The sequence below is a fragment of the Caballeronia sp. ATUFL_M2_KS44 genome, from assembly GCF_023630965.1.
Classification (GTDB): Bacteria; Pseudomonadota; Gammaproteobacteria; order Burkholderiales; family Burkholderiaceae; genus Caballeronia; species Caballeronia concitans.
In genome coordinates this window covers 315,551-336,929 of the sequence record NZ_JALQEA010000006.1, presented here as the reverse complement: position 1 = coordinate 336,929, position 21,379 = coordinate 315,551, and the positions used below count along the sequence as shown (strand labels likewise).

Annotated in this window: 22 protein-coding genes; 14 read left to right on the top strand and 8 right to left on the bottom strand. The window is 64.0% G+C overall.

The annotated features are described in order from the left end of the window. Nucleotides 1-5 precede the first annotated feature (5 nt). Complete coding sequence (gene secF / locus NCR39_RS01650) at nt 6-956, top strand: protein translocase subunit SecF (protein ID WP_250450321.1); 951 nt, start codon at nt 6-8, stop codon at nt 954-956. A gap of 75 nt (nt 957-1,031) precedes the next feature. On the opposite strand, the gene NCR39_RS01645 is transcribed toward secF, so the two are convergent. The 3 genes from NCR39_RS01645 to NCR39_RS01635 all read right to left on the bottom strand — a co-directional run bounded on the left by NCR39_RS01645 (nt 1,032) and on the right by NCR39_RS01635 (nt 2,915). Continuing rightward, nucleotides 1,032-1,595 carry a YceI family protein gene (locus NCR39_RS01645; protein ID WP_502800169.1) on the bottom strand — a complete coding sequence of 188 codons (564 nt, stop codon included), beginning with the start codon at nt 1,593-1,595 and terminating at the stop codon, nt 1,032-1,034. Between the two features lie 65 nt (nt 1,596-1,660). Continuing rightward, nucleotides 1,661-2,224 carry a YceI family protein gene (locus NCR39_RS01640; RefSeq protein WP_250450317.1) on the bottom strand — a complete coding sequence of 188 codons (564 nt, stop codon included), beginning with the start codon at nt 2,222-2,224 and terminating at the stop codon, nt 1,661-1,663. A 121-nt stretch (nt 2,225-2,345) separates the two neighbouring features. Then, nucleotides 2,346-2,915, bottom strand: coding sequence for a cytochrome b (locus NCR39_RS01635; RefSeq protein ID WP_250450315.1), 570 nt, complete (start codon nt 2,913-2,915; stop codon nt 2,346-2,348). A 405-nt stretch (nt 2,916-3,320) separates the two neighbouring features. Here NCR39_RS01635 and NCR39_RS01630 point away from each other — a divergent pair, with 405 nt between their 5' ends. From NCR39_RS01630 to NCR39_RS01610, 5 genes are all read left to right on the top strand, one after another. Further along, entirely contained in the window at nt 3,321-3,983 is a 663-nt protein-coding gene (locus NCR39_RS01630; RefSeq protein ID WP_250450313.1) for a paraquat-inducible protein A, read from the top strand. Beyond that, nucleotides 3,980-4,669, top strand: coding sequence for a paraquat-inducible protein A (locus NCR39_RS01625; RefSeq protein WP_250450311.1), 690 nt, complete (start codon nt 3,980-3,982; stop codon nt 4,667-4,669). Before NCR39_RS01630 ends, NCR39_RS01625 begins: the two co-directional genes overlap by 4 nt. Continuing rightward, nucleotides 4,662-6,368 (top strand): PqiB family protein, encoded by a 1,707-nt coding sequence (locus tag NCR39_RS01620; protein ID WP_250450308.1) that lies wholly within the window; start codon nt 4,662-4,664, stop codon nt 6,366-6,368. The genes NCR39_RS01625 and NCR39_RS01620 overlap by 8 nt, the downstream gene beginning before the upstream one ends. Then, complete coding sequence (locus NCR39_RS01615) at nt 6,365-7,042, top strand: PqiC family protein (protein WP_250450307.1); 678 nt, start codon at nt 6,365-6,367, stop codon at nt 7,040-7,042. The genes NCR39_RS01620 and NCR39_RS01615 overlap by 4 nt, the downstream gene beginning before the upstream one ends. Before the next feature lie 215 nt (nt 7,043-7,257). Further along, nucleotides 7,258-7,869 (top strand): glutathione S-transferase, encoded by a 612-nt coding sequence (locus NCR39_RS01610; protein WP_208863103.1) that lies wholly within the window; start codon nt 7,258-7,260, stop codon nt 7,867-7,869. 39 nt (nt 7,870-7,908) lie between these two features. On the opposite strand, the gene NCR39_RS01605 is transcribed toward NCR39_RS01610, so the two are convergent. The 4 genes from NCR39_RS01605 to NCR39_RS01590 form a co-directional block, all read right to left on the bottom strand. Then, entirely contained in the window at nt 7,909-8,934 is a 1,026-nt protein-coding gene (locus tag NCR39_RS01605; RefSeq protein ID WP_250450306.1) for an alpha/beta hydrolase, read from the bottom strand. 230 nt (nt 8,935-9,164) lie between these two features. Beyond that, complete coding sequence (locus NCR39_RS01600; RefSeq protein WP_250450305.1) at nt 9,165-9,722, bottom strand: TetR/AcrR family transcriptional regulator; 558 nt, start codon at nt 9,720-9,722, stop codon at nt 9,165-9,167. A 135-nt stretch (nt 9,723-9,857) separates the two neighbouring features. After that, the gene (gene mnmA, locus NCR39_RS01595) at nt 9,858-10,994 is read right to left on the bottom strand and encodes a tRNA 2-thiouridine(34) synthase MnmA (RefSeq protein ID WP_250450304.1); all 1,137 of its coding nucleotides are present in this window, start codon (nt 10,992-10,994) and stop codon (nt 9,858-9,860) included. A 7-nt stretch (nt 10,995-11,001) separates the two neighbouring features. Next, nucleotides 11,002-11,484: an NUDIX hydrolase gene (locus NCR39_RS01590; RefSeq protein ID WP_250450303.1), complete on the bottom strand. Its 483-nt coding sequence runs from the start codon at nt 11,482-11,484 to the stop codon at nt 11,002-11,004. A gap of 205 nt (nt 11,485-11,689) precedes the next feature. Between NCR39_RS01590 and NCR39_RS01585 the strand changes: the two genes are divergently transcribed. From NCR39_RS01585 to NCR39_RS01575, 3 genes are read left to right on the top strand one after another with little or no spacing between them, the layout of a single operon-like run. Continuing rightward, nucleotides 11,690-12,838, top strand: coding sequence for a Re/Si-specific NAD(P)(+) transhydrogenase subunit alpha (locus NCR39_RS01585; protein ID WP_250450302.1), 1,149 nt, complete (start codon nt 11,690-11,692; stop codon nt 12,836-12,838). Between the two features lie 14 nt (nt 12,839-12,852). Further along, entirely contained in the window at nt 12,853-13,173 is a 321-nt protein-coding gene (locus NCR39_RS01580) for an NAD(P) transhydrogenase subunit alpha part 2 (protein ID WP_250450301.1), read from the top strand. Next, nucleotides 13,174-14,616, top strand: a complete 1,443-nt coding sequence (locus tag NCR39_RS01575; RefSeq protein WP_250450299.1) for an NAD(P)(+) transhydrogenase (Re/Si-specific) subunit beta — start codon at nt 13,174-13,176, stop codon at nt 14,614-14,616. 84 nt (nt 14,617-14,700) lie between these two features. On the opposite strand, the gene NCR39_RS01570 is transcribed toward NCR39_RS01575, so the two are convergent. After that, nucleotides 14,701-15,480: a response regulator gene (locus tag NCR39_RS01570; protein ID WP_250450297.1), complete on the bottom strand. Its 780-nt coding sequence runs from the start codon at nt 15,478-15,480 to the stop codon at nt 14,701-14,703. A 218-nt stretch (nt 15,481-15,698) separates the two neighbouring features. Between NCR39_RS01570 and NCR39_RS01565 the strand changes: the two genes are divergently transcribed. The 5 genes from NCR39_RS01565 to NCR39_RS01545 all read left to right on the top strand — a co-directional run bounded on the left by NCR39_RS01565 (nt 15,699) and on the right by NCR39_RS01545 (nt 21,376). Beyond that, nucleotides 15,699-17,000: a THUMP domain-containing class I SAM-dependent RNA methyltransferase gene (locus NCR39_RS01565; protein WP_250450295.1), complete on the top strand. Its 1,302-nt coding sequence runs from the start codon at nt 15,699-15,701 to the stop codon at nt 16,998-17,000. 101 nt (nt 17,001-17,101) lie between these two features. Continuing rightward, a complete protein-coding gene (locus NCR39_RS01560) occupies nt 17,102-18,499 on the top strand; it encodes an aminopeptidase P N-terminal domain-containing protein (protein WP_250450294.1) in 1,398 nt (465 codons plus the stop codon). 16 nt (nt 18,500-18,515) lie between these two features. Beyond that, nucleotides 18,516-19,715, top strand: a complete 1,200-nt coding sequence (locus tag NCR39_RS01555; protein ID WP_250450293.1) for a UbiH/UbiF/VisC/COQ6 family ubiquinone biosynthesis hydroxylase — start codon at nt 18,516-18,518, stop codon at nt 19,713-19,715. A 339-nt stretch (nt 19,716-20,054) separates the two neighbouring features. After that, nucleotides 20,055-21,146, top strand: coding sequence for a tRNA dihydrouridine synthase DusB (gene dusB, locus NCR39_RS01550; protein ID WP_250450292.1), 1,092 nt, complete (start codon nt 20,055-20,057; stop codon nt 21,144-21,146). Beyond that, entirely contained in the window at nt 21,143-21,376 is a 234-nt protein-coding gene (locus tag NCR39_RS01545) for a Fis family transcriptional regulator (protein ID WP_040052966.1), read from the top strand. The genes dusB and NCR39_RS01545 overlap by 4 nt, the downstream gene beginning before the upstream one ends. Nucleotides 21,377-21,379 lie beyond the last annotated feature (3 nt).

Sequence of the window (21,379 nt, the reverse complement as noted above, 5' to 3'; positions counted from 1 at the left end):
GAAACATGGAATTCTTCCGCATTCGCCGTGACTTGCCGCTGATGGAGCGCGCGTTGATTTTCAACGCGATCTCGCTCATCACGTTCCTCGCGGCCGTGTTCTTCCTCGTGCATCGCGGGCTGCATCTGTCGGTGGAGTTCACCGGCGGGACGGTCGTCGAGGTGCAGTATCCGCAAGCCGTGCCGCTCGAACCCGTGCGCGGCACGATGGCCCGCTTAGGCTACGCCGACGCGCAAGTGCAGAACTTCGGCACGTCGCGCGACGTGCTCATCCGCCTGCCGCTCAAGCAAGGGCTCACGTCCGCGCAGCAAAGCGATCAGGTCATGACCGCGCTCAAGTCCAACGACCCGCAAGTGAGCTTGCAGCGCGTGGAGTTCGTCGGTCCGCAGGTGGGCAAGGAACTGGTCACCAACGGGCTCGCGGCGCTCGCGTGCGTGGTGATCGGCATCGTGATCTATCTGTCGTTCCGCTTCGAGTGGAAGTACGCGGTGGCGGGCATCATCGCCAACCTGCACGACGTGGTGATCATTCTCGGCTTCTTCGCCTACTTCCAGTGGGAGTTCTCGCTCTCGGTGCTGGCGGCGATTCTCGCGGTGCTCGGTTATTCGGTGAACGAGTCGGTGGTTATCTTCGACCGGATTCGCGAAACCTTCCGCAAGCAGCGCAAGATGACGGTGATCGAAGTCATCAACCACGCGATCACGAGCACGATGTCGCGAACCATCATCACTCACGGCTGTACGGAAATGATGGTTCTGTCGATGTTCTTCTTCGGCGGTCCGACGCTGCATTACTTCGCGCTCGCGCTCACCGTCGGTATTCTGTTCGGTATCTATTCGTCGGTGTTCGTGGCCGCCGCGCTCGCCATGTGGTTCGGCGTGAAGCGCGAGGATCTGATCAAGGACAAGAAGGACAAGTTCGATCCGAACGATCCGAACGCGGGCGCGCAGGTCTGATTTCACGCGCGACGCAAGCATGAAAAAAGCGGCCGGTCTGTGAAGACCGGCCGCTTTTCATTTGGATGCGCGTACTTACTGCTTCACGCCTTCCGCCTGGATATGCAGCACCGTCTTCAGGCTGAAGCCATACGACTTGCCGTAGTCGATGCCGAAGTCGCCGCGATCGAACGTCGCCGTCGCTTCGGTGCCGCACACTTCCTTCTTCATCATCGGATTGACGAAGCACTTGAAGCTCTCGATCGTCAGATTGAGCGGCTTCGTGACGCCGTGCATCGTCAGCGTGCCGATGACTTCCGCGGGCTTGTCGCCGTCGAAGCGAATCGACGTGCCCTTGTAGACCGCCGTCGGGTACTTGGCGACATCGAAGAACTCGGCCTTTTGCAGATGCTCGTCGAGCTTCGCGTTGCCCGTGTTCACCGACGCCAGATCGATGTTCACTTCCACCGTGCCGGTCTTCGCCGCGCGGTCGAGCACCACGGTGCCGCTGCTCTTGTTGAACTTGCCGCGCCATGTCGACACGCCGCCGAAGTGATCCGACTCGAAGCTCGGGTACGTGTGGTTCGGGTCGAGTTGATACGTGTCAGCGGCCATCGCGCTGAACGACAGGCCAGCGGCGAGCATGCCCGCTGCGATCATCGAAAATTTATTCAAGTTGTTCTCCTGACTGAATGTGCGTTGACTTCGCGTGAATGATCCGCCGCTCACTTCTTCGCGGCGACGATATGAAACTTGATGACGACATCGTCGGCGACGACGGACGTGTCCTTCCATTCGCCCGTGCCGATATCGAACTGGCTGCGCTTGATCGGCAAGGAGCCGTCGAAGGTTTCCGTCGCGCCCTGCTGCGTGACCGTGACGGGCACCGTCACCGTCTGCGACTTGCCCTTGATCGTGATCTTGCCCGTCACCTTGTACTGATTACCGCCCGCCGGCGCGATCGCGCTCGAGACGAACGTCGCGGTCGGATACTTCGCCGCGTCGAACCATTCCGCGCCGCGCACCTGCTTGTTGTAGTCGTCGTCGCCCAGGTCGTAGCTGCCCGTGTCGATGGTGATGTTCGCGCTGCCCGCCTGCGGCTTCGCCGGATCGAATGCGATCTGCGCGCTGAACTTTTTGAACTTGCCGTCCGTGGGCACGTTCATCTGCTTCGACGTGGCGACGACCGAACTCTTCGCCATATCCACCTGCGCCTGTGCGCCCGCTGCCAGCGCGAACGACGTCGCGGCCGCCGCAGCCAGCATCCAACGGTTGAGTTTCACTTTCATGTGTGCCTTTTTGAACGGTTCGAACAAACAGCGGGTATTGAATCTGAAAAGCACGCGGGTGCCAACAGCCGGCCGGAAACGCCCTGCCAACTGCGAGGAAACAATCGACAATCGGCGCCGCTTACTTGACGAATGGAAGCATGCGGCCGAGCAAGCCGTCGCGATCGACGAAATGATGCTTGAGCGCGGCGAGCACGTGCATGACGACGAGCACGAGCAGCCCGTAGTTCAGCACCACGTGCACGATGCGCAGCGTCGCCTTCAGCGCCTTGTCCGGCCCGATGATCGTCGGCAACGGCAGCACGCCGAGGTACACGACCTGCAAGCCTGCCGCCGAACTGTACAAATAGCCCGACGCGGGAATCACGAGCATCAGCACGTAAAGCAGAATATGCGTGACGTGCGCCGCGCTCTGCTGCCAGCGCGCCATGCCGACAGGCAACTCGGGCGCGCGATGCGTGACGCGCCACACGAGCCGCAGCGCCGCGAGCACGAACACGGTCACGCCGATCCACTTGTGCCACGAGAAGTACTTGAGCTTCGTCGGCGTGAAGCCGGGGATATCGGTCATGATCCAGCCGAGATAAAAGCCGCCGACGATCAGCAACGCGATCAGCCAGTGCAGGCTGATCGCCGTGATGCCGTATCGTTCGCCGGGCGTCGCCGGCGTGCTGCGAACACTGCTTTCCATGATGCGCATGTCCTGGGTAATCGTTATGTCGCGCTTCGGCGCTGTCGCCACGTCACTCGCCGATGCACGCGCCGCCATGCTACCGCAACGTCCGCGAAATGCCATTGTGCGTGCAAAAGCCTGCGGCACGCGCTCAAAGCCATGCTGGGCGGGGCTTTCCGGCCGCATCCGAGCGATGCGCGCCGTTTATGCAACGAACTATTCTGCCCATGCAACGGTCGATCAAGTCCGCGCCGCGACGAGAAGAGAACGATGCAGGCATCGCTCGTATTCCCGCGCGCAGGCCGCTTGGCGAACTTTGTTACGATGCTGCTACCATCGCCGCTGGCCCGCAATTTGCTGCCAACGCTGCGGGCCCATCTCCGCCACCAGACGAACACGCATGAGAAGGCTCGCCCTCCGACTATGAACGTGAACGAATCGGAAGAACTGATCGCGTGTCACGAATGCGACGCGCTCTTCAAGAAGCGCGCGCTTCCCGAGCACAGCTCGGCGAACTGCCCGCGTTGCGGCGCGCTGCTTTACAGAAGCATCGCGCGCAATCTCGACCGCATCTGCGCAATGACGCTCGCCGCGCTCATCACCTTCGTGATCGCGCAGGCGTTTCCCATCGTCGAACTCGATGCGAACGGCATCACGTCGCAAACGACGCTCATCGGCGCGATCGTCGCGTTGTGGAGCGAGCAGATGGAGATGGTCGCCGTGCTGGTCTTTTGCGCGACCATCCTCTTTCCGCTGTGCGAACTCGTCGCGCTGCTCTACGTGCTGATGCCCGTGCGCGCCGGCTACGTGCCGCCCGGCTTTCATCTCACGTTGCGCGCCATACAGTTCGTGCGCCCGTGGGGAATGATCGAAGTGTTCATGCTCGGCGTGCTCGTCACGCTCGTGAAGATGCTGAGCGTCGCGCGCGTGATTCCCGAAGCCGCGCTCTTCGCTTTCGGCGCGCTGACGCTGATGGTCGCCGTCGTCGTGAGCTTCGATCCGCGCTCGCTGTGGGATATCGCGGCCCGGCTGCCGAAGCGGCGCGCGCGCCGGCCGGTCGCCACATCCGTGAGGCAGAAATCGTGAACGACAAACCGCTCGACGCGGCCATCGACGAACCCGAAGCGCCGTCGCCCACGCGCTTCACCACGGCATCGCGCTCGAAGCTCGTGTCGTGTCACGCGTGCGGGCTCGTGCAGCCGCTTGCGCGCACCATCGAAAAGCAGCGCTGCACGCGGTGCGACGCGGTCGTGCACCGGCGCAATCCGGACAGCATCGCGCGGACGTGGGCGCTGCTCATCAGCGCGGCGATCCTCTATATTCCAGCGAATGTCTTTCCGATGCTGCATACGTCGTCGATTCTCGGCGCCGAGGACGACACGATCATGAGCGGCGTCGCGCTCTTCTGGAACGACGGCGACTATCCGCTCGCGGTTGTCATCTTCGTCGCGAGCATTCTGGTGCCGATGCTCAAGCTGCTCTCGCTCGCGTTCCTGCTCGTCGGCGTGCAGCGGCGCTCCGTGTGGCGCCCGCGCCAGCGCACGAAGCTGTATCGCGTGGTGGAAGGCATCGGCCGATGGTCGATGCTCGATATCTTCGTCGTCACGCTCACCGTTGCGCTCGTGCGCTTCAAGTCGGTGGCGGTCATCACGGCGGGACCGGCGGCGCTCGCGTTCGCGTCGGTCGTCGTGTTGACGATGCTCGCGTCCATGCAGTTCGATCCGCGTCTGATCTGGGACAACATAGAACCGTCAGGAAAGAAATATGACTAGTGGCCAAGGTCCGGAAGGACCGGAGACCAGCGACACTTCCACGCCGAACACCCCGCCCGCTTCGCCCAAGCCGCCCGCCGCGTCCGGGCAGGGAAGCGGCGGCGGCCTGCCCCCGAATCTGCCCGAACCGGTGATCGAGCCGCGCAGCCGCTGGCTACCGTCGCTCGTGTGGGTGATCCCGATCGTCGCGGCGCTGATCGGCGTGTTTCTCGTCGTGAAGACGGTATCGAGCCGAGGCCCGACCGTCACCATCAGCTTCGTGAGCGCCGAAGGGCTGGAGCCGGGCAAGACCAAGGTCAAGTACAAGGACGTGGACATCGGCACGGTGAAGACCATCACGTTGTCGAAGGACCATTCGCGCGTGCTCGTCGACGTTCAGCTCACCAAGGAAGCCACCGATTTCGCCGTGAAGGACACGCGCTTCTGGGTCGTGCGACCGCGCGTGGCCGCGAGCGGCGTCACCGGGCTGTCGACGCTCCTGTCCGGCTCGTACATCGGCGTGGACGCGGGCAGATCGACCGAGGACCAGACGTACTTCGTCGGACTGGAAACGCCGCCTGCCGTCACCGGCGATCAGCGCGGCCACACGTTCACGCTGCACGGCGAATCGCTCGGGTCGCTCGATATCGGCTCGCCGGTCTACTATCGCCGCGTGCAGGTTGGCCAGGTCACGGCGTTCTCGCTCGACAAGGACGGCACCGGCGTGACCATGCAAGTGTTCGTCAACGCGCCGTACGATCAGTACGTCGGCAGCAATTCGCGCTGGTGGCACGCGAGCGGCGTCGATCTGCGGCTCGATTCGAGCGGCTTCACGCTCAACACGCAGTCGCTCGCGACGGTCGTGCTGGGCGGCATCGCTTTCCAGACGCCGCCGAATCAGCAGCCCGGCCCGCAGGCCAAGGAGAACGCGACGTTCCGGCTCGCCTCGGATCAGGCCGACGCGATGCGAGATCCCGACGGCGACGCCGTGCATGTCGTGATGAACTTCAATCAGTCGTTGCGCGGCTTGTCGGTGGGCGCGCCGGTCGATTTCCGCGGCATCGTGCTGGGCCAGGTGACGGGCATCGGCGTGCAATACGACCAGAAAACGCACGCTTTCATGATGCCGGTGACGATCGATCTCTATCCGGACCGCCTCGGCCGCCGCGCGAAGGCCGCGTTGCCGGAACAGGGTTCGGCCGCGAGTCACGACATGCTGGAACTGCTCGTCAAGCGCGGGCTGCGCGGACAGTTGCGCACGGGCAACCTGCTGACGAGCCAGCTTTACGTCGCGCTCGACTTCTTCCCGAAGGCGGCGCCCGCGAAGGTGAGCGCGAGCAACGATCCGCTCGAACTGCCGACCGTGCCGAACACGCTCGACGAACTGCAGCTTCAGATTGCCGACATCGCGCGCAAGCTGGACAAGATTCCGTTCGACGAGATCGGCACGAATCTGAACGGCTCGCTCAAGAACGCGAACGCGCTCTTCGATCAGCTCGGCAAGGAAGTCATGCCGGAAGTGCGCGACACGCTCACGCAGGCGAAGAAAACCTTCGGCGAGGCGCAATCGACGCTTCAGCAGGATTCGCCGCTTCAGTCCGACGTGCATCAGGCGATGCAGGAACTCACGCGGACGCTTCAATCGCTCAATTCGCTCGCCGATTATCTGGAGCGTCATCCGGAATCGCTGCTGCGAGGCAAACCGGGAGACAAACCATGAGGTTCGGCGCGTTGTTATTGACTCTGGGCGCGGCTGGCGTGCTGGCCGCGTGCGCATCGTCGCCGTCGAGCCGGTTCTACACGCTGGGCGGGGCGGCACAGGGACAGATGGCGGTATCGTCGGCGCCGGCGTCGTTCTATTTCGAACTCGCGCCCGTCGACATGCCGCAGCAGGTGTCGCGCAATCAGCTCGTCGTGCAGTCGAGTGCGGCGCAGGTGAGCGTGCTCGAACAGGAACGCTGGGCCTCGCTTCCCGCCGACGAAGTGCGCCGCGCCCTCTCCGGCGATCTCGCGCAGCAGTTGAACGCGATCGACGTGTACGGCACGCCGTATCCCGAATCGGCGCAGGTTTATCGCGTGAAGGTGAAGGTGCAGCGTTTCGAATCGTGGCCGGGATCGCAGTCCGTGATCGATGCGGTGTGGAGCGTGCGCGGCGGCGCGTCGCAAGCGGTGATGACGTGCCGCACCGTCGCCGACGAGCGCGTGGGCGACGGTTACGATGCGCTCGTCGACGGGCATCGCAAGGCGGTGAACGAAATCGCGTCGGCAATTTCGGCGGCCGTGCGCAGTCTCGGGACGGTGAAGGCGGGAACGTCGTCGTCGTCGAAGCACGCCGCGACGCCGGTTCTGCCTTGCCCGGCGCCGGGCGCAGGGACGACGGCCAGCGCGCAGTGATATCGCCGGGCGTGCTCAGAAGCAATCGACCGATCCGGACTGCTTGCCTTTGGCCACCGAAACATCGGGTTCCTACGCTTTTCCCGCGCGCGATTCCGTGCGATGTTGTCGGCAGACGACAATCGCCTTTCGCATCATCTTGAAATTGCCGTTGAGGCGCGTGTGCCCGGTTAAGATCGTCGGTCGGCTGCCTCTGAAACAAACGAGAAAAATAGATGATGAAACTGATCGGTTCGCACACCAGTCCATTCGTCCGCAAGGTGCGGATCGTGATGGCGGAAAAGAAGATCGACTGCGAACTCGTGCTCGAAGACGTGTGGGCATCCGATTCGAAAATCCACGATTACAACCCGCTCGGCAAGGTGCCGTGCCTCATTCTCGACGACGGCGAAGCGGTGTTCGACTCGCGCGTTATCTGCGAGTACGTGGACACGCTCACGCCCGTCGGCAAGCTGCTGCCGCAAGAGCGCCGCGAACGCACCGCCGTGCGCTGCTGGGAAGCGCTCGCGGACGGCATGCTCGACGCCGCCGTGCTCATTCGGCTCGAAGGCGTGCTGCGTGAAGAGGCGCATCGCAGCGAGAAGTGGATCGCGCGGCAGCGTCACAAGATCGAGGACGGCCTGCGCGCGATGGCCGAAGGTCTCGGCTCGAACCAGTGGTGCTCGGCGAATCGCTTCACGCTCGCCGATATCGCGTGCGGCTGCGCGCTCGCCTATCTCGATTTCCGCATGCCCGAACTGAACTGGCGCGAAGCGCATCCGACGCTCGACAAGCTCTACGCGCGTCTCGCGCAGCGTCAATCCTTCATCGATACGCAGCCCGTCTGAACGCCACGCTCCCGCGCGAGGCGGGAGCGTTTCCGTGCGTTACTTTCTGAGCGCGGCCTTGAGCGTCGCGTTGGCTTGCGCGATGGCGGCGCGCGTCGCGGGCGTCTGCGCGAGGGCGTTGAGCATCACGAAGTCGTGGATCGTGCCGTTGTATCGCGCCGATGTCACCCGCACGCCCGCCTGACTCAGCTTGCGCGCGTAAGCCTCGCCTTCGTCGCGGAGCACGTCGTTTTCATCGGTTATGACGAGCGCCGGCGGCAATCCCTTCAATTCGTCGATGCTCGCGCGCAGCGGCGACGCCGTGATCTTCGCGCGATCTGCCGCGTTCGGCGCGTAGGCGTCCCAGAACCACTTCATCGCCTCGCGGGTGAGCCACGGACCGTTGGCGAACTCGTTGTAGGAAGCGTCGTCGAAATTCGCGTCCGTCACCGGATAGAACAGCACTTGCGCGCGCAGCGCCGGGCCGCCGCGCTCCTTCGCGAGCAGCGTGACGGCCGCCGCCATGTTGCCGCCGACGCTGTCGCCCGCGACCGCCATGCGCGACGCATCGACGTTGAACTCGCGCGCGTGCTCCGCCACGTAGCGCGTCGCGGCGTAGGCCTCTTCGATCGGAACCGGATACTTCGTTTCCGGCGAGCGGTCATAGTCGACGAACACGACTTCGGCCTGCGCGCCGTTCGCGATCTCGCGCACGAGGCGGTCGTGCGTGTTCTTGTCGCCGAGCACCCAGCCGCCGCCGTGGAAATACATGATGACCGGCAGCGCGCCCTTCGCATGCTCGGGCCGCACGATGCGCAGCGAAATCTTGCCGGTCGGGCCGGCTTCGATCACGCGGTCTTCGATCTTCGCGGGCAGCTTGCTCACCGGCTGCGATTGAGCGCCGGCCAGCACGTTGCGCGCATCGGCGGGGGAGAGCGTGTAGATCGGTGGTCCGTTCTTCGCGGCGAGGGCATCGATGAACTGTTGCGTCGCGGGTTCGAGCACCGGCGCGGCATGCGCCGCAGCGTGGGAAAAGACGGCGGTGGCAATTGCACTGGCGACGAGCGCGGCTTTCAGATTCTTCATGGCGGACTCCATTTCGTTGAGTGGGAAACAACAGTTCAATTTGCATCTACTACTAGATAGACAACGGATTGCAGCGAAACGTCTACGGTGCAGCGTGTTTGTGGACAAGCCGGTGAGCCGAGCCGTCATGCCAAGGCCGGGCAAGCAGATTGAAACAAAATCTACCTATCAAAAGATAGAATATCCAGCGTGAAGAAACCGCTTCTTCACAGAGTTATCCACAGGCTTATCTACCGACGCACGGTGTCGGCGACTTCGTCCAGACGGGCGCGCGTTTGAAAGAGCCGGCAAGCCAGCAAGCTGCCCTGAAACGCCGCGTACAGCGCACGCGCGGCCGCGTCCGGCTTGCCGCCTGCGTCCAGCGTGTCTTGCGCTTCGCCTTCGGCAAGCACCTTCGCCAGCCAGTTCTCGTTCGCCTTGAAGAACGACTGCACCGCGTGACGCACCTTCTCCGGCAAGGCTTCGATATCGGCCGCGAGCATGCCGCACAGGCACACCTGCTTGCCGTCGCCGATGATCCGCCCGAACAGCCGCGTGTAGCGGTCGAGCTTCTTTTCGGCGGGCGCGGAACTGTCGATTGCGTAAATCGACGACATCACGTCCGCGCTGTACGCGTTCACGGCTTCGAGCGCGAGATCTTCCTTCGTCGGGAAGTAGTAGTGAATGCTCGACGTCTTCACGCCGACCAGTTCGGACAAGTCGCGATAACTGAAGCCGTTGTAGCCGCGCGTCATCATGATGGTCTGCGCGTGCTCCAGCAAAGACTCGCGTACCGTGTTCTTGTCCATGACCTCTTTCCCCTGCGTTCGATGGGTGAAATTTATCTACTGATAGGTAGAGAGTCAAGCACTTGTATCGAATAACTTTTTATCGGTGCGATAGGTAATGGTAAAAAAGCCCCGCTCGTCTGCCGGGGCTTTGTGTCAGCTTGCGCTCGAAACCGCGACTGCTGGCGCATCCGAAGCGGCGCCAACCGCCGCGTGTTCGATGATCCCGCCGCCCAGACACACGTCGCCCTGATAAAGCACCGCGGACTGGCCCGGCGTCACCGCCCATTGCGCATCGTCGAAACGCAGCTCGAAGTGCGCATCGTCGCCGGTGAGGGAGAACGCGCACGCCGCGTCCTGCTGCCGATACCGCGTCTTGGCCGCGCACGCCGCGCCGTCGTCCGGCGCGAAACCCGCGACCCAGCTCGTGTTGCCCGCGAGGAGCGTATGCGACAGCAGCCACGGATGGTCATGCCCCTGCACGACATACAGCGTGTTGCTCGCCATGTCCTTGCCCGCGACGAACCACGGCTCGCCGCTGCCGTCCTTCGCGCCGCCGATGCCGATGCCCTTGCGCTGCCCGAACGTATAGAACGCGAGCCCGATATGCTCGCCGACGATCTTCCCTTCCGCCGTCTTCATCGGGCCGGGCTTGGTCGGCAAATAGCGGTTCAGAAACTCGCGGAACGGCCGCTCGCCGATGAAGCAGATGCCGGTCGAATCCTTCTTCTTCGCGTTCGGCAGGCCGATTTGCGTCGCGATCTCGCGCACCTTCGTCTTCGGAATTTCGCCGAGCGGAAACAGCGTCTTCGAAAGCTGCTGCTGATTCAGCCGATGCAGGAAGTACGACTGGTCCTTGGTCGAATCGGCGGCCTTCATCAACTGGAAAAGGCCGTCGTGTTCGCGCACGCGCGCGTAGTGGCCGGTCGCGATGGTTTCCGCGCCGAGCGACATCGCGTGGTCGAGAAACGCCTTGAACTTGATCTCGGCGTTGCACAGCACGTCCGGATTCGGCGTGCGGCCCGCCGAGTATTCGCGCAGGAATTCGGCGAACACGCGGTCCTTGTATTCGGCGGCGAAGTTGACGGCTTCCACGTCGATGCCGATCAGATCCGCCACCGACACCACGTCGATCCAGTCCTGACGCGTCGAGCAGTATTCGCTGTCGTCGTCGTCTTCCCAGTTCTTCATGAAGAGGCCGACGACGTCGTAGCCCTGCTCTTTCAAAAGCCATGCCGTGACCGACGAATCCACGCCGCCCGACATGCCCACCACCACTCTTTGCTTGCTCATAGGGATATCACGCCCGCACGACCGGCGCGACCGAATGCGTATGGATGAAATCGAGCGGCACGCGCCGCCCGGACAAGTAATCGTCGACACACTTCATGACGAGCGGCGTCCGATGTTGCGCCGCCGTCGCGCGCAGTTCGTCGGGCGTGAGCCACATCGCGCGGACGATGCCCTTGTCCAGCGCCCTTCCCGCGACCTCGCCCGCGGATTTGCCGCAAAAGGTGAAGCGCAGATAGGTGACGTCGCGTCCCGGCCGAGCGAAGTGCGTCATGTACGCGCCGACGAGCGCCTCCGGCTCGAAGCGATGCGCCGTTTCCTCGAGCGTCTCGCGCACGACCGCTTCGACGAGCGTTTCGCCGGCTTCGAGGTGACCGGCCGGTTGGTTGATTCGCAGCCCTGCGGAAGTGTGCTCCTCGATGACGAGGAACCGCCCGTCCCGCTCGACGACGGCTGCAACCGTAACGTGTGGTGCCCAAGTATCTGATTTCATGGCCGACATTTTACCGTCCCGGCCCCGAACACGCCCGCGATGCCCTAAGGGTTAGCGCGGTGCCGCATCGCATTTTTTACGTGCATTCTTCGGTTAAAGTTGCATTAGCCGTTGATCCAGCATTTGAAACGAAAGCCAGCCTCGATTCTTCCCGCCGCCGGGCCCCAGGGCGCGGGAAGGAAAAATAAAACCGGAGGATTCAAAAATGCACATCGGAGTGCCTGCTGAAACGCGGGCGAACGAGGCGCGCGTCGCCGCCACGCCGGAGACCGTGAAGAAGCTCGTCGCGCAGGGGCATCGCGTCTCGGTGCAGAGCGGCGCGGGCATCAAAGCCAGTTATATCGACGACGCGTTCGCGTCTGCAGGCGCGGATATCGTCGATGCCGCCACCGCTTTTTCCGCCGAAATCGTTCTCAAGGTTCAGTCGCCGAGCGAAAGCGAACTGGCGATGCTGAAGCCGGGCGCCGTGCTCGTCGGCATGCTCGATCCCTTCAATACCGAAAACACCGCGCGGCTCGCGTCGTCGGGCGTCACCGCGTTCGCGCTCGAAGCCGCGCCGCGCACCACGCGCGCGCAAAGCCTCGACGTGCTGTCGTCGCAGGCGAACATCGCCGGGTACAAGGCCGTGCTGATCGCGTGCCATTACTACCAGCGCTTCATGCCGATGCTGATGACCGCCGCCGGCACCGTCAAGGCGGCGCGCGTGCTGGTGCTGGGCGCGGGCGTCGCGGGCCTGCAGGCGATCGCCACGGCGAAGCGCCTCGGCGCGGTCGTCGAAGCATCGGATGTGCGGCCGGCGGTCAAGGAACAGATCGAGTCGCTCGGCGCGAAGTTCGTCGACGTCCCGTTCGAAACCGACGAGGAACGCGAGGCGGCGGTCGGCGTCGGCGGTTACGCGCGGCCGATGCCGGCAAGCTGGCTCGCGCGGCAATCGGCGCAGGTTCACGAACGCGCGAAGGCGGCGGACATCGTCATTTCGACGGCGCTGATTCCCGGCCGTCCCGCGCCGACGCTGCTTTCGGTCGAAACGGTGAAGCACATGAAGCCGGGCTCGGTGATCGTCGATCTCGCCGCCGGACGCGGCCCCGAGTTCGAGGGCCGAAAAGGCGGCAACTGTCCGCTGACCGAAGTGGACCAGGTAGTGACGAAGCATGACGTGCATATCGTCGGCCATACGAATCTGGCGTCGATGGTCGCCGCCGACGCGTCCGCGCTCTACGCGCGCAATCTGCTCGACTTCCTCAAGCTGATCATCACGAAGGAAGGCACGCTCAACATCGACCTCGCGGACGACATCGTCGCGGCCACGCTCCAGTGCCGCGACGGACAGCCCGCACGCGCCGCCATCGCCTGAACACGGAGACGAACATGGATGTCATCAATCACACGGTGATCAACCTGATCATCTTCGTGCTGGCGATCTACGTCGGCTATCACGTGGTCTGGAACGTCACGCCCGCGCTGCATACGCCGCTGATGGCGGTGACGAACGCGATCTCGGCGATCGTCATCGTCGGCGCGATGCTTGCGGTGGGCCTGACGATCGGCGGCGCGGGCAAGTTCTTCGGCACGCTCGCGGTGCTGCTCGCGGCGGTGAACGTGTTCGGCGGCTTTCTCGTCACGCGGCGAATGCTGGAGATGTTCAAGAAGAAAGAACCGAAGAAATTGGCTGGCAAGGAGGGCGCGTAAATGAGCATGAACGTCGTCACTCTCCTTTATCTGGTCGCGTCGGTGTGCTTCATTCAGGCGCTGAAGGGCCTGTCGAATCCGAAGACCGCGCGCATCGGCAATACGTTCGGCATGGCGGGCATGGCGATCGCCATTCTCACGACGCTCGCGCTCATCGTGAAACAGGCCGCCTATCTCGAGGCGAATCTCGCGCTCGGGTTGTCGCTGCTGTTCGTGGCGCTGATCATCGGCGGCGGCGCGGGCGCGTATATCGCGGCGAAAGTCGAGATGACGAAGATGCCCGAACTGGTCGCCGCGATGCACTCGCTGATCGGTCTCGCGGCGGTCTGCATTGCGTACGGCGTGGTGTCGGAGCCGTCCGCGTTCGGTCTCGCCGCACCCGGCGATCCGATTCCGTACGGCAATCGCGTCGAACTGTTCATCGGCACGTTCGTCGGCGCGATCACGTTTTCCGGCTCGGTGATCGCGTTCGGCAAGCTCTCGGGCAAATACAAGTTCCGGCTGTTTCAGGGCGCGCCGGTCGTGTACTCGGGACAGCATCTGATCAACCTGCTGCTCGCGGTCGCGATGATCGGCTTCGGCATCATCTTCATGCTGACGCAGTCGTGGCTGCCGTTCGTCATCATGACGCTGATCGCGTTCGCGCTGGGCGTGCTCATCATCATTCCGATCGGCGGCGCGGACATGCCGGTGGTCGTCTCGATGCTCAACTCGTACTCGGGCTGGGCGGCGGCGGGCATCGGCTTCTCGCTGAACAATCCGATGCTGATCATCGCGGGATCGCTGGTCGGCTCGTCGGGCGCGATTCTCTCGTACATCATGTGCCGCGCGATGAATCGCTCGTTCTTCAACGTGATTCTCGGCGGCTTCGGCGGCGAAGCGGGCGGTGCGGTGGCGGGCGGCGCGCAGGAGCAGCGTCCGGTGAAATCCGGTTCCGCCGACGACGCCGCGTTCATGCTCGGCAATGCGGAGAGCGTGGTGATCGTGCCGGGATACGGGCTCGCGGTCGCGCGCGCGCAGCATGCGCTGAAGGAGCTGACGGACAAGCTCGTGGAGAAGGGAATCGACGTGCGATACGCGATTCACCCCGTCGCCGGGCGGATGCCGGGGCACATGAACGTGCTGCTTGCCGAGGCGGAAGTGCCGTACGAGATGGTGCAGGAGATGGAGGACATCAACAGCGAGTTCGGGCAGACGGATGTGGTGCTCGTGCTCGGCGCGAACGATGTGGTGAATCCTGCGGCGAAGACGGACCCGAAATCGCCGATCGCGGGCATGCCGATTCTCGAGGCTTACAAGGCGCGGACGATCATCGTGAATAAACGGTCGATGGCAGCGGGTTATGCCGGGCTGGATAACGAACTGTTTTATATGGACAAGACGATGATGGTGTTTGGGGATGCGAAGAAGGTGGTGGAGGAGATGATGAAGGCGGTGGAGTGAGGTGTAGCTGATTTGTTGACTGCATGCGGAGAACGACCGGACACTTGTTACGGTCGCTCCCGTACGCGCTGAAACGTCCAACGACTAACGCGTCGACGTGACGATTGTTCTCGTAACCATTGCGAAGAGTTCTTCTGCGTTGTTGGTACAGCCTTGCCCTCCGTGCTTCAAGGTTTCCTGCCGATGTTCTTGCGAATTTGAACCCGCATAGATAAAAACGGGTATCTGGTCGCCCTTTTCGCGCAATGCGTCAAGCAGTACGTAGCCCTCTTGTGGCCCTTCTTTCCGTCCCATATCGGAGATGACAGCAGCGAATCGGCGGTGGCTTAGTTGATCCAGGGCTTCATTGGTAGATAAAGCAAGCGAGAAGCGAAAGCCAATCGATTCGAACGCTTTCCGCTCGAAGACATTGTTCTCTGGCCGATCGTCAACCCAGAGAATGCAATTTCGCCAGTCGCTACCCGCCTGTTCGTGGACTGTCTTACTTGTTCTGACAACGTCAACAATTCGCGATACATCCGTTGTATGGTCGCCAGCCCCGGTTTTTGCGCTAGCGAACGCGAGTGACGTAGCGGCAGACAATTGCATGCGCACGTAGTTTTCTTCGTCCTTGAAATCCGAAGGAGAAAAAAGCTTCGCGTTGTGACTGCTCACAAGCCATGCAAAGACAAGCAGCACGAGAATCGGAAAGAGGACGAGAAAGTAGATGAGAGGCATGCGCTCCTCATGTGAGAAGCCACTCGCAAAGGTGGTCATTAGCGACGCAACGCCGTAGACCAGCACGATAAACAAGGCAATGATCCCAAGCGGATTCTTGGCTAATGGCTTAGCTGCGCCGAGGATACTGGTTTGCGTTCCGTTCATACGTGCGAGTCCATGAATTCGTTGAATTAACGATAGGTTGACCTGTGGAAATGTCCAGCGATCGCGCCAATCATTTTGGGAGTAACGCGCGCCGCATCGGCGCGTCGCGTTGTCGCGACTGGCTCGCCCTACCAGGCTCGACCGTTCACAGAGAACGATCACTGCTCCGCTCCCCTCCCCGCGTACAATACCGCCTTTGAACCCCGCACTCTCCCCACATGTCCTCCCCCCTCTTCGACTGGTTTGTCCCCTGCCCGCGCGGTCTCGAAGCGCCGCTCGCCGCCGAGCTTGCGGAGATCGGGGAACGTCACGTCAATAGCGCGCCGCTTTCCGGCGGCGGTCCGCTGAACGTCGGCGCGCAAGTGCCCGGCGGCGTGCACTTCCGGGGTAGCTGGGTCGCGGGCATGGCGGCGAATCTGCATTCGCGCATCGGGAGCCGCGTGCTGCTGAAAATCGCGCACGGCCCGTATCGCAATGAAAACGACATCTACGACCTCACGCATCGCCAGCGCTGGGAACAATGGTTCACGCCGAGCCAGACAATGCGCGTCGACCTCACCGCGATCAAGTCGCCGCTCAAGAGCCTCGAATTCACGACGCTGCGCGTGAAAGACGCCGTCTGCGACCGGCTGCGCGACATCAGCGGCGCGCGCCCGAGCATCGACACCGCGCAGCCGGACGTGCGCGTGTTCGCGTTCCTCACGATGAACGAATGCACGCTCTATCTCGACACCTCCGGCGAACCGCTCTTCAAGCGCGGCTGGCGGCTCGACAAGGGCGCGGCGCCGCTGCGCGAAAACCTCGCGGCAGGCATTCTTCGCCTCACCGGCTGGATGCCCGGCACGCCCCTTTTCGATCCGATGTGCGGCAGCGGAACCTTCCTCGCCGAAGCCGCGCAGACCGCGCTCAATATCGCGCCGGGCAGCGAGCGGCGCTTCGGCTTCGAGAAGCTCAAGCCGTTTCATCCGGGCATGTGGCAGAAGCTCAAGACCGCCGCGACGGAAGCGAGACGCGCCACGCGCGCGACGCAATCGCAACTGAACATCTTCGGCAGCGACATCTCGGGCGACATGCTCGAGAAAGCGCGCGCGAATCTGAGCCGCGCGGGCATCCCCGACCTGGCGCTCAAACAGCTCGACGCCCGCAACATGACGCCACCGACGGACGCGCCCGGCATCCTCGTTGCGAATCCGCCGTATGGCGAGCGCATTGAAGTGCGCGGACGCGGCCCGCGCGGCGAGATCCGCGATACGGCCCGCTCGCGCCGCGAAGACGACGACGCCTTCGCCCGCGCGCAACCCGATCCCGCCGATACCGAGTTCTTCGTCTCGTTCGGCAACGCGCTCAAGCAGCGCTTTCCCGGCTGGCGCGCATACGTGCTCACGTCCGACCGCAAGCTGCCGGGCATGTTGCGACTGCGCGAATCGACGAAAACGCCGCTCTTCAACGGCGCGCTGGAATGCCGTCTGTTCCGCTTCGACCTCGTTGCGGGCAGCGTGCGTCATCGCGCGGAAGACTAGCCTCACCGCTTCGCGACAAGTATCCAACGCGCACATTCGCTTGAACACTAGGCCGAATGGCCTAGTCGCGCCGCCTCAGACCCGGCGATACAATCGGGCGCATGAACTCACAGACCGAACATGCCAATCCGATCGCCGTCGATGTCTACCGTGGCCGCCGCGAACGTCTGCTCGCGGCGTTGCGCGCGCAGGGCGGCGGCGTCGCCATCCTGTCGACTGCGCCGGAAGTCATGCGCAATCGGGACACGGACTTCCCCTTCCGTCACGACAGCTATTTCTACTATCTGACGGGCTTCACCGAACCCGAGGCGACGCTCGTGCTGGACGCGAGCGCGCAGAACGGCGAGCCGGCGTCCATTCTTTTTTGCCGCGAGAAGAACGCCGAGCGCGAAACGTGGGAAGGTTTTCGCTACGGGCCGGAAGCCGCCCGCGATGCGTTCGGTCTCGACGCGGCGTTACCCGTCGCCACACTCGACGAACAACTGCCGCGCCTGATCGCCGACAAGCCCGCGCTCTTCTACGCGCTCGGCACGTCGGCCGAACTCGACGCGCAAGTGCGCGGCTGGCTCGCCGCCGTGCGCGCGCGGAGCCGCAGCGGCGTGCGCGCGCCGGCGAAGGCGCAACACGTGCTGCCGCTCATCGATGAAATGCGGCTCGTGAAAGATGCGCACGAAATCGCCATCATGCGCCGCGCCGGGTCGATATCCGCACAAGCGCATCGCCGGGCGATGCAAACGTGCCGTCCAGGCATGCGCGAGCACGAGATCGAAGCCGAACTGCTCTACACGTTCCGCCGCCACGGCGCTCAGGCGCCCGCGTACGGCTCGATCGTCGCGGCGGGCGCGAACGCGTGCGTGCTGCACTATCCGGCGGGCAACGCGGTGGCGCGCGACGGCGACCTCATCCTCATCGACGCCGCGTGCGAACTCGACGGCTACGCGTCCGACATCACGCGCACCTTCCCGGCGAACGGCCGCTTCACGCCCGCGCAACGCGAGCTGTACGACATCGTGCTCGCCGCGCAAGCCGCCGCGATCGAGGCAACGCGCGCCGGCGTCAGCTTCGACGCGCCGCATCAGGCGGCATTGAAAGTGCTGTCGCAAGGACTGCTCGACACGGGCATCGTGGACAAGACGAAGTTCGGCAGCGCCGATGACGTCATCGCCGAGCGCGCGTACTTGCCTTTCTATATGCATCGCACGGGGCACTGGATCGGCATGGACGTGCACGACGCGGGCGATTACCGCGACGCCGACGGCCCGCGCGACGAACAAGGCGCGCGGCCCTGGCGCACGCTCGCGGCGGGCAACGTGCTGACGGTCGAGCCGGGCCTCTACGTGCGCGCCGCCGAAAACGTGCCCGAGCGTTACTGGAACACGGGCATCCGCATCGAGGACGACGCGCTCGTCACCTCCGGCGGGTGCGAACTGCTGACGCGCGAAGTCCCCGTCGCGGCGGTCGAAATCGAAGCGCTGATGCGCGAATCCATCGGTAATTGAAGATGAAGAGCAGAACATGAGCGACGCGATCTCCCAACCGCATTTCGACTACGACATCGCCATCGTCGGCGCGGGGCCGGTCGGGCTGGCGCTCGCCGGCTGGCTCGCGCGGCGCAGCGCGACATCGCGGCTGTCCATCGCGCTGATCGACGCACGCACGCCCGAAGCCGCCGCGACCGACCCGCGCTCGCTCGCGCTGTCGCACGGCAGCCGCGTGATGCTGCAGCCGCTCGGCTTTCCCGCCGACGCCACGCCCATTCGCCGCATCCACGTGTCGCAGCGCGGGCACTTCGGGCGCACGTTGATCGAGCACGACGAGCACGAATTGCCGGAACTCGGCTATGTCGTGCGTTACGGCTCGCTCGTCGCGGCGCTCGCGGACGCGGTGCGCAAGACGCACGTCCACTGGATCACCGATACTTCCGCGCTGCCGCCGCTGCAGGACGACGAAAGCGTCACGGTGCCGCTGCAATCCGCGAGCGGCGAGCGCACGATCCGCGTGCGGGTGCTGGTCAACGCCGAGGGCGGCCTGTATCAGCAAGCGCCGCGCGAAGCCGCCGTATCCAACGACCGGCGCGCGCGCGACTACGGGCAGACGGCTATCGTCGGCACGGTGAGCGTGTCGGATCCGCAAGCGAATGTCGCGTGGGAGCGTTTCACGAACGAAGGGCCGATTGCGCTCCTGCCGTGCGGCGGGCAGCGTCACGCGGACTACTCGCTCGTCTGGTGCGGCTCGCCCGATGAAGCCGCGCGCCGCATGCAACTCGACGACGACACATTTCTCGCGGAACTCGGCGCCGCGTTCGGCGCGCGCATGGGGCGGTTCACGCGCATCGTCGGGCGCGCGGCGTTTCCGCTCGGACTGACCGCGCTGCACGCGCTCGTCGAACGGCGCGCGGTGGCCATCGGCAATGCGGCGCAGACGCTGCATCCGGTGGCGGGCCAAGGGCTGAATCTCGGCTTGCGCGACGCCCAGGCGCTCTGCGATGCGCTGTCCATCGACGGACCGCGGCCGCTCGCGCTCGCGCATTTCGCACAGCGGCGGGCGCTGGACCGGCGTCTGACGATCGGCGCGACGGACACGCTTGCACGCATTTTCACCGTCGATTTCCCGCCGCTCGCCGCGATGCGCGGGCTTGCGCTCACTGCGCTCGAGTTCTTGCCGCCCGTGAAGACGGCGCTGGCGCGGCAGATGATGTTCGGGCAGCGGCGATAGGCGGCACGGGGGCGCTTATCGTCCGACCGGTTCGCCTGCGCGCCACCGCGATGCGCGCTCGCGCGGCAGACGCTGCGCAGGCCGCGACGACAGACACACGGGCGCTTCGGCCCGCTCCAGACAGCGGCGCGCGGCCTCACGCCGCCGCGCGCCGCGCCCACTTATCCTCCGCCCCACCGCGCGCTTTCGTCGAAGATTTAAAGACTTGCACGCGATTGCACTTAATTTCAGCAGCCGCTTAGCGTTAAAATACGCGTTTCCCTTCCGCATCCTTGCATCCGCCTGACGCGACACCGGCACGCTCGCCGTTCGATCGCCCGTGCGGAGGCCCAAGCCTTCATGCCCACCATCGGTTCACACGTTCTGCGCAATAACCTGTTCGTCGCTCCGATGGCGGGCGTCACCGATCGCCCGTTCCGCCAGCTCTGCAAGCGCATGGGCGCGGGCTACGCGGTGTCGGAGATGGTCGCGTCGAACGCGCAGTTGTGGAAGAGCGAGAAGACCATGCGCCGCGCGAATCACGCCGGCGAGGTCGAGCCGATCTCCGTGCAGATCGCGGGCGCGGACCCGCAGATGCTCGCCGAAGCCGCGCGCCACAACGTCGCGAACGGCGCGCAGATCATCGACATCAATATGGGATGTCCCGCCAAGAAGGTCTGCAACGTCGCCGCGGGTTCGGCGCTGCTGCAGAACGAACCGCTCGTGGCGCGCATCGTCGAGGCGGTGGTGCAGGCGGTCGGTGTCGGGCCGGACGCGGTGCCGGTCACGCTCAAGATTCGCACGGGGTGGAATCGCGAGAACAAGAACGCGCTGACCATCGCGCGGATTGCGCAAGAGGCCGGCATCTCCATGCTGACCGTGCATGGCCGCACGCGCGCCGATCTCTACAAGGGCGACGCCGAGTACGAAACCATCGCGGCCGTCAAAGCGTCGGTGAAGATTCCGGTCGTCGCGAACGGCGACATCGCCACGCCCGAGAAAGCGCGCGACGTGCTCGCCGCGACCGGCGCGGACGCCATCATGATCGGCCGCGCGGCGCAGGGGCGTCCGTGGCTGTTTCGCGAAATCGAGCACTTCCTGAAGACGGGCGAGCGCATGCCGCCGCCGCGCATCGACGAGATTCAGCAGGTCATGAACGAGCACCTCGAAGACCACTATGCTTTCTATGGGGAATTCACCGGCGTTCGGACTGCGCGCAAGCACATCGGCTGGTACACTCGCGGCCTTTCCGGCGCGGGCACCTTCCGCCACCGGATGAACACGCTCGACACGACCAAAGAACAATTGCTCGCCGTGAACGAATTCTTCGACGCGCAGAAGGCGCTGTCGGACCGTCTCATCTACGTGGACGAGGCGCAGGACGCCGAGGACGCGGCGGGGGAAGAATCGTGCGGCGGGCAAGACAACACCGACCGACTAATAGCCGCATGAGCAGACATAACATCGAACAATGCGTCCGCCAGAGCCTGGACAACTACTTTCAGGATCTGGACGGCTCCAACCCGCACGACGTCTACGACATGGTGATTTCGTGTGTGGAAAAACCGCTGCTCGAAGTGGTGCTCGAGCAGGCGGGCGGCAACCAGTCGCTTGCAGCCGAATATCTCGGCATCAACCGCAACACGCTACGCAAGAAGCTGCAGCAGCACGGATTGATTTGATTC

Excerpts from the sequence above, each read along its gene's own strand:
- NCR39_RS01575 (WP_250450299.1), top strand. The coding sequence starts at position 13,174 with ATGAGCATGAACGTCGTCACTCTCCTTTATCTGGTCGCGTCGGTGTGC.
- NCR39_RS01560 (WP_250450294.1), top strand. The coding sequence starts at position 17,102 with ATGAACTCACAGACCGAACATGCCAATCCGATCGCCGTCGATGTCTAC.
- NCR39_RS01545 (WP_040052966.1), top strand. The coding sequence starts at position 21,143 with ATGAGCAGACATAACATCGAACAATGCGTCCGCCAGAGCCTGGACAAC.
- NCR39_RS01620 (WP_250450308.1), top strand. The coding sequence starts at position 4,662 with ATGACTAGTGGCCAAGGTCCGGAAGGACCGGAGACCAGCGACACTTCC.
- NCR39_RS01555 (WP_250450293.1), top strand. The coding sequence starts at position 18,516 with ATGAGCGACGCGATCTCCCAACCGCATTTCGACTACGACATCGCCATC.
- NCR39_RS01640 (WP_250450317.1), bottom strand. The coding sequence starts at position 2,224 with ATGAAAGTGAAACTCAACCGTTGGATGCTGGCTGCGGCGGCCGCGACG.
- NCR39_RS01615 (WP_250450307.1), top strand. The coding sequence starts at position 6,365 with ATGAGGTTCGGCGCGTTGTTATTGACTCTGGGCGCGGCTGGCGTGCTG.
- NCR39_RS01580 (WP_250450301.1), top strand. The coding sequence starts at position 12,853 with ATGGATGTCATCAATCACACGGTGATCAACCTGATCATCTTCGTGCTG.
- NCR39_RS01600 (WP_250450305.1), bottom strand. The coding sequence starts at position 9,722 with ATGGACAAGAACACGGTACGCGAGTCTTTGCTGGAGCACGCGCAGACC.
- NCR39_RS01585 (WP_250450302.1), top strand. The coding sequence starts at position 11,690 with ATGCACATCGGAGTGCCTGCTGAAACGCGGGCGAACGAGGCGCGCGTC.
- NCR39_RS01630 (WP_250450313.1), top strand. The coding sequence starts at position 3,321 with ATGAACGTGAACGAATCGGAAGAACTGATCGCGTGTCACGAATGCGAC.
- NCR39_RS01610 (WP_208863103.1), top strand. The coding sequence starts at position 7,258 with ATGATGAAACTGATCGGTTCGCACACCAGTCCATTCGTCCGCAAGGTG.
- mnmA (WP_250450304.1), bottom strand. The coding sequence starts at position 10,994 with ATGAGCAAGCAAAGAGTGGTGGTGGGCATGTCGGGCGGCGTGGATTCG.
- secF (WP_250450321.1), top strand. The coding sequence starts at position 6 with ATGGAATTCTTCCGCATTCGCCGTGACTTGCCGCTGATGGAGCGCGCG.
- NCR39_RS01570 (WP_250450297.1), bottom strand. The coding sequence starts at position 15,480 with ATGAACGGAACGCAAACCAGTATCCTCGGCGCAGCTAAGCCATTAGCC.
- NCR39_RS01645 (WP_502800169.1), bottom strand. The coding sequence starts at position 1,595 with ATGATCGCAGCGGGCATGCTCGCCGCTGGCCTGTCGTTCAGCGCGATG.
- NCR39_RS01590 (WP_250450303.1), bottom strand. The coding sequence starts at position 11,484 with ATGAAATCAGATACTTGGGCACCACACGTTACGGTTGCAGCCGTCGTC.
- NCR39_RS01605 (WP_250450306.1), bottom strand. The coding sequence starts at position 8,934 with ATGAAGAATCTGAAAGCCGCGCTCGTCGCCAGTGCAATTGCCACCGCC.
- dusB (WP_250450292.1), top strand. The coding sequence starts at position 20,055 with ATGCCCACCATCGGTTCACACGTTCTGCGCAATAACCTGTTCGTCGCT.
- NCR39_RS01635 (WP_250450315.1), bottom strand. The coding sequence starts at position 2,915 with ATGGAAAGCAGTGTTCGCAGCACGCCGGCGACGCCCGGCGAACGATAC.
- NCR39_RS01565 (WP_250450295.1), top strand. The coding sequence starts at position 15,699 with ATGTCCTCCCCCCTCTTCGACTGGTTTGTCCCCTGCCCGCGCGGTCTC.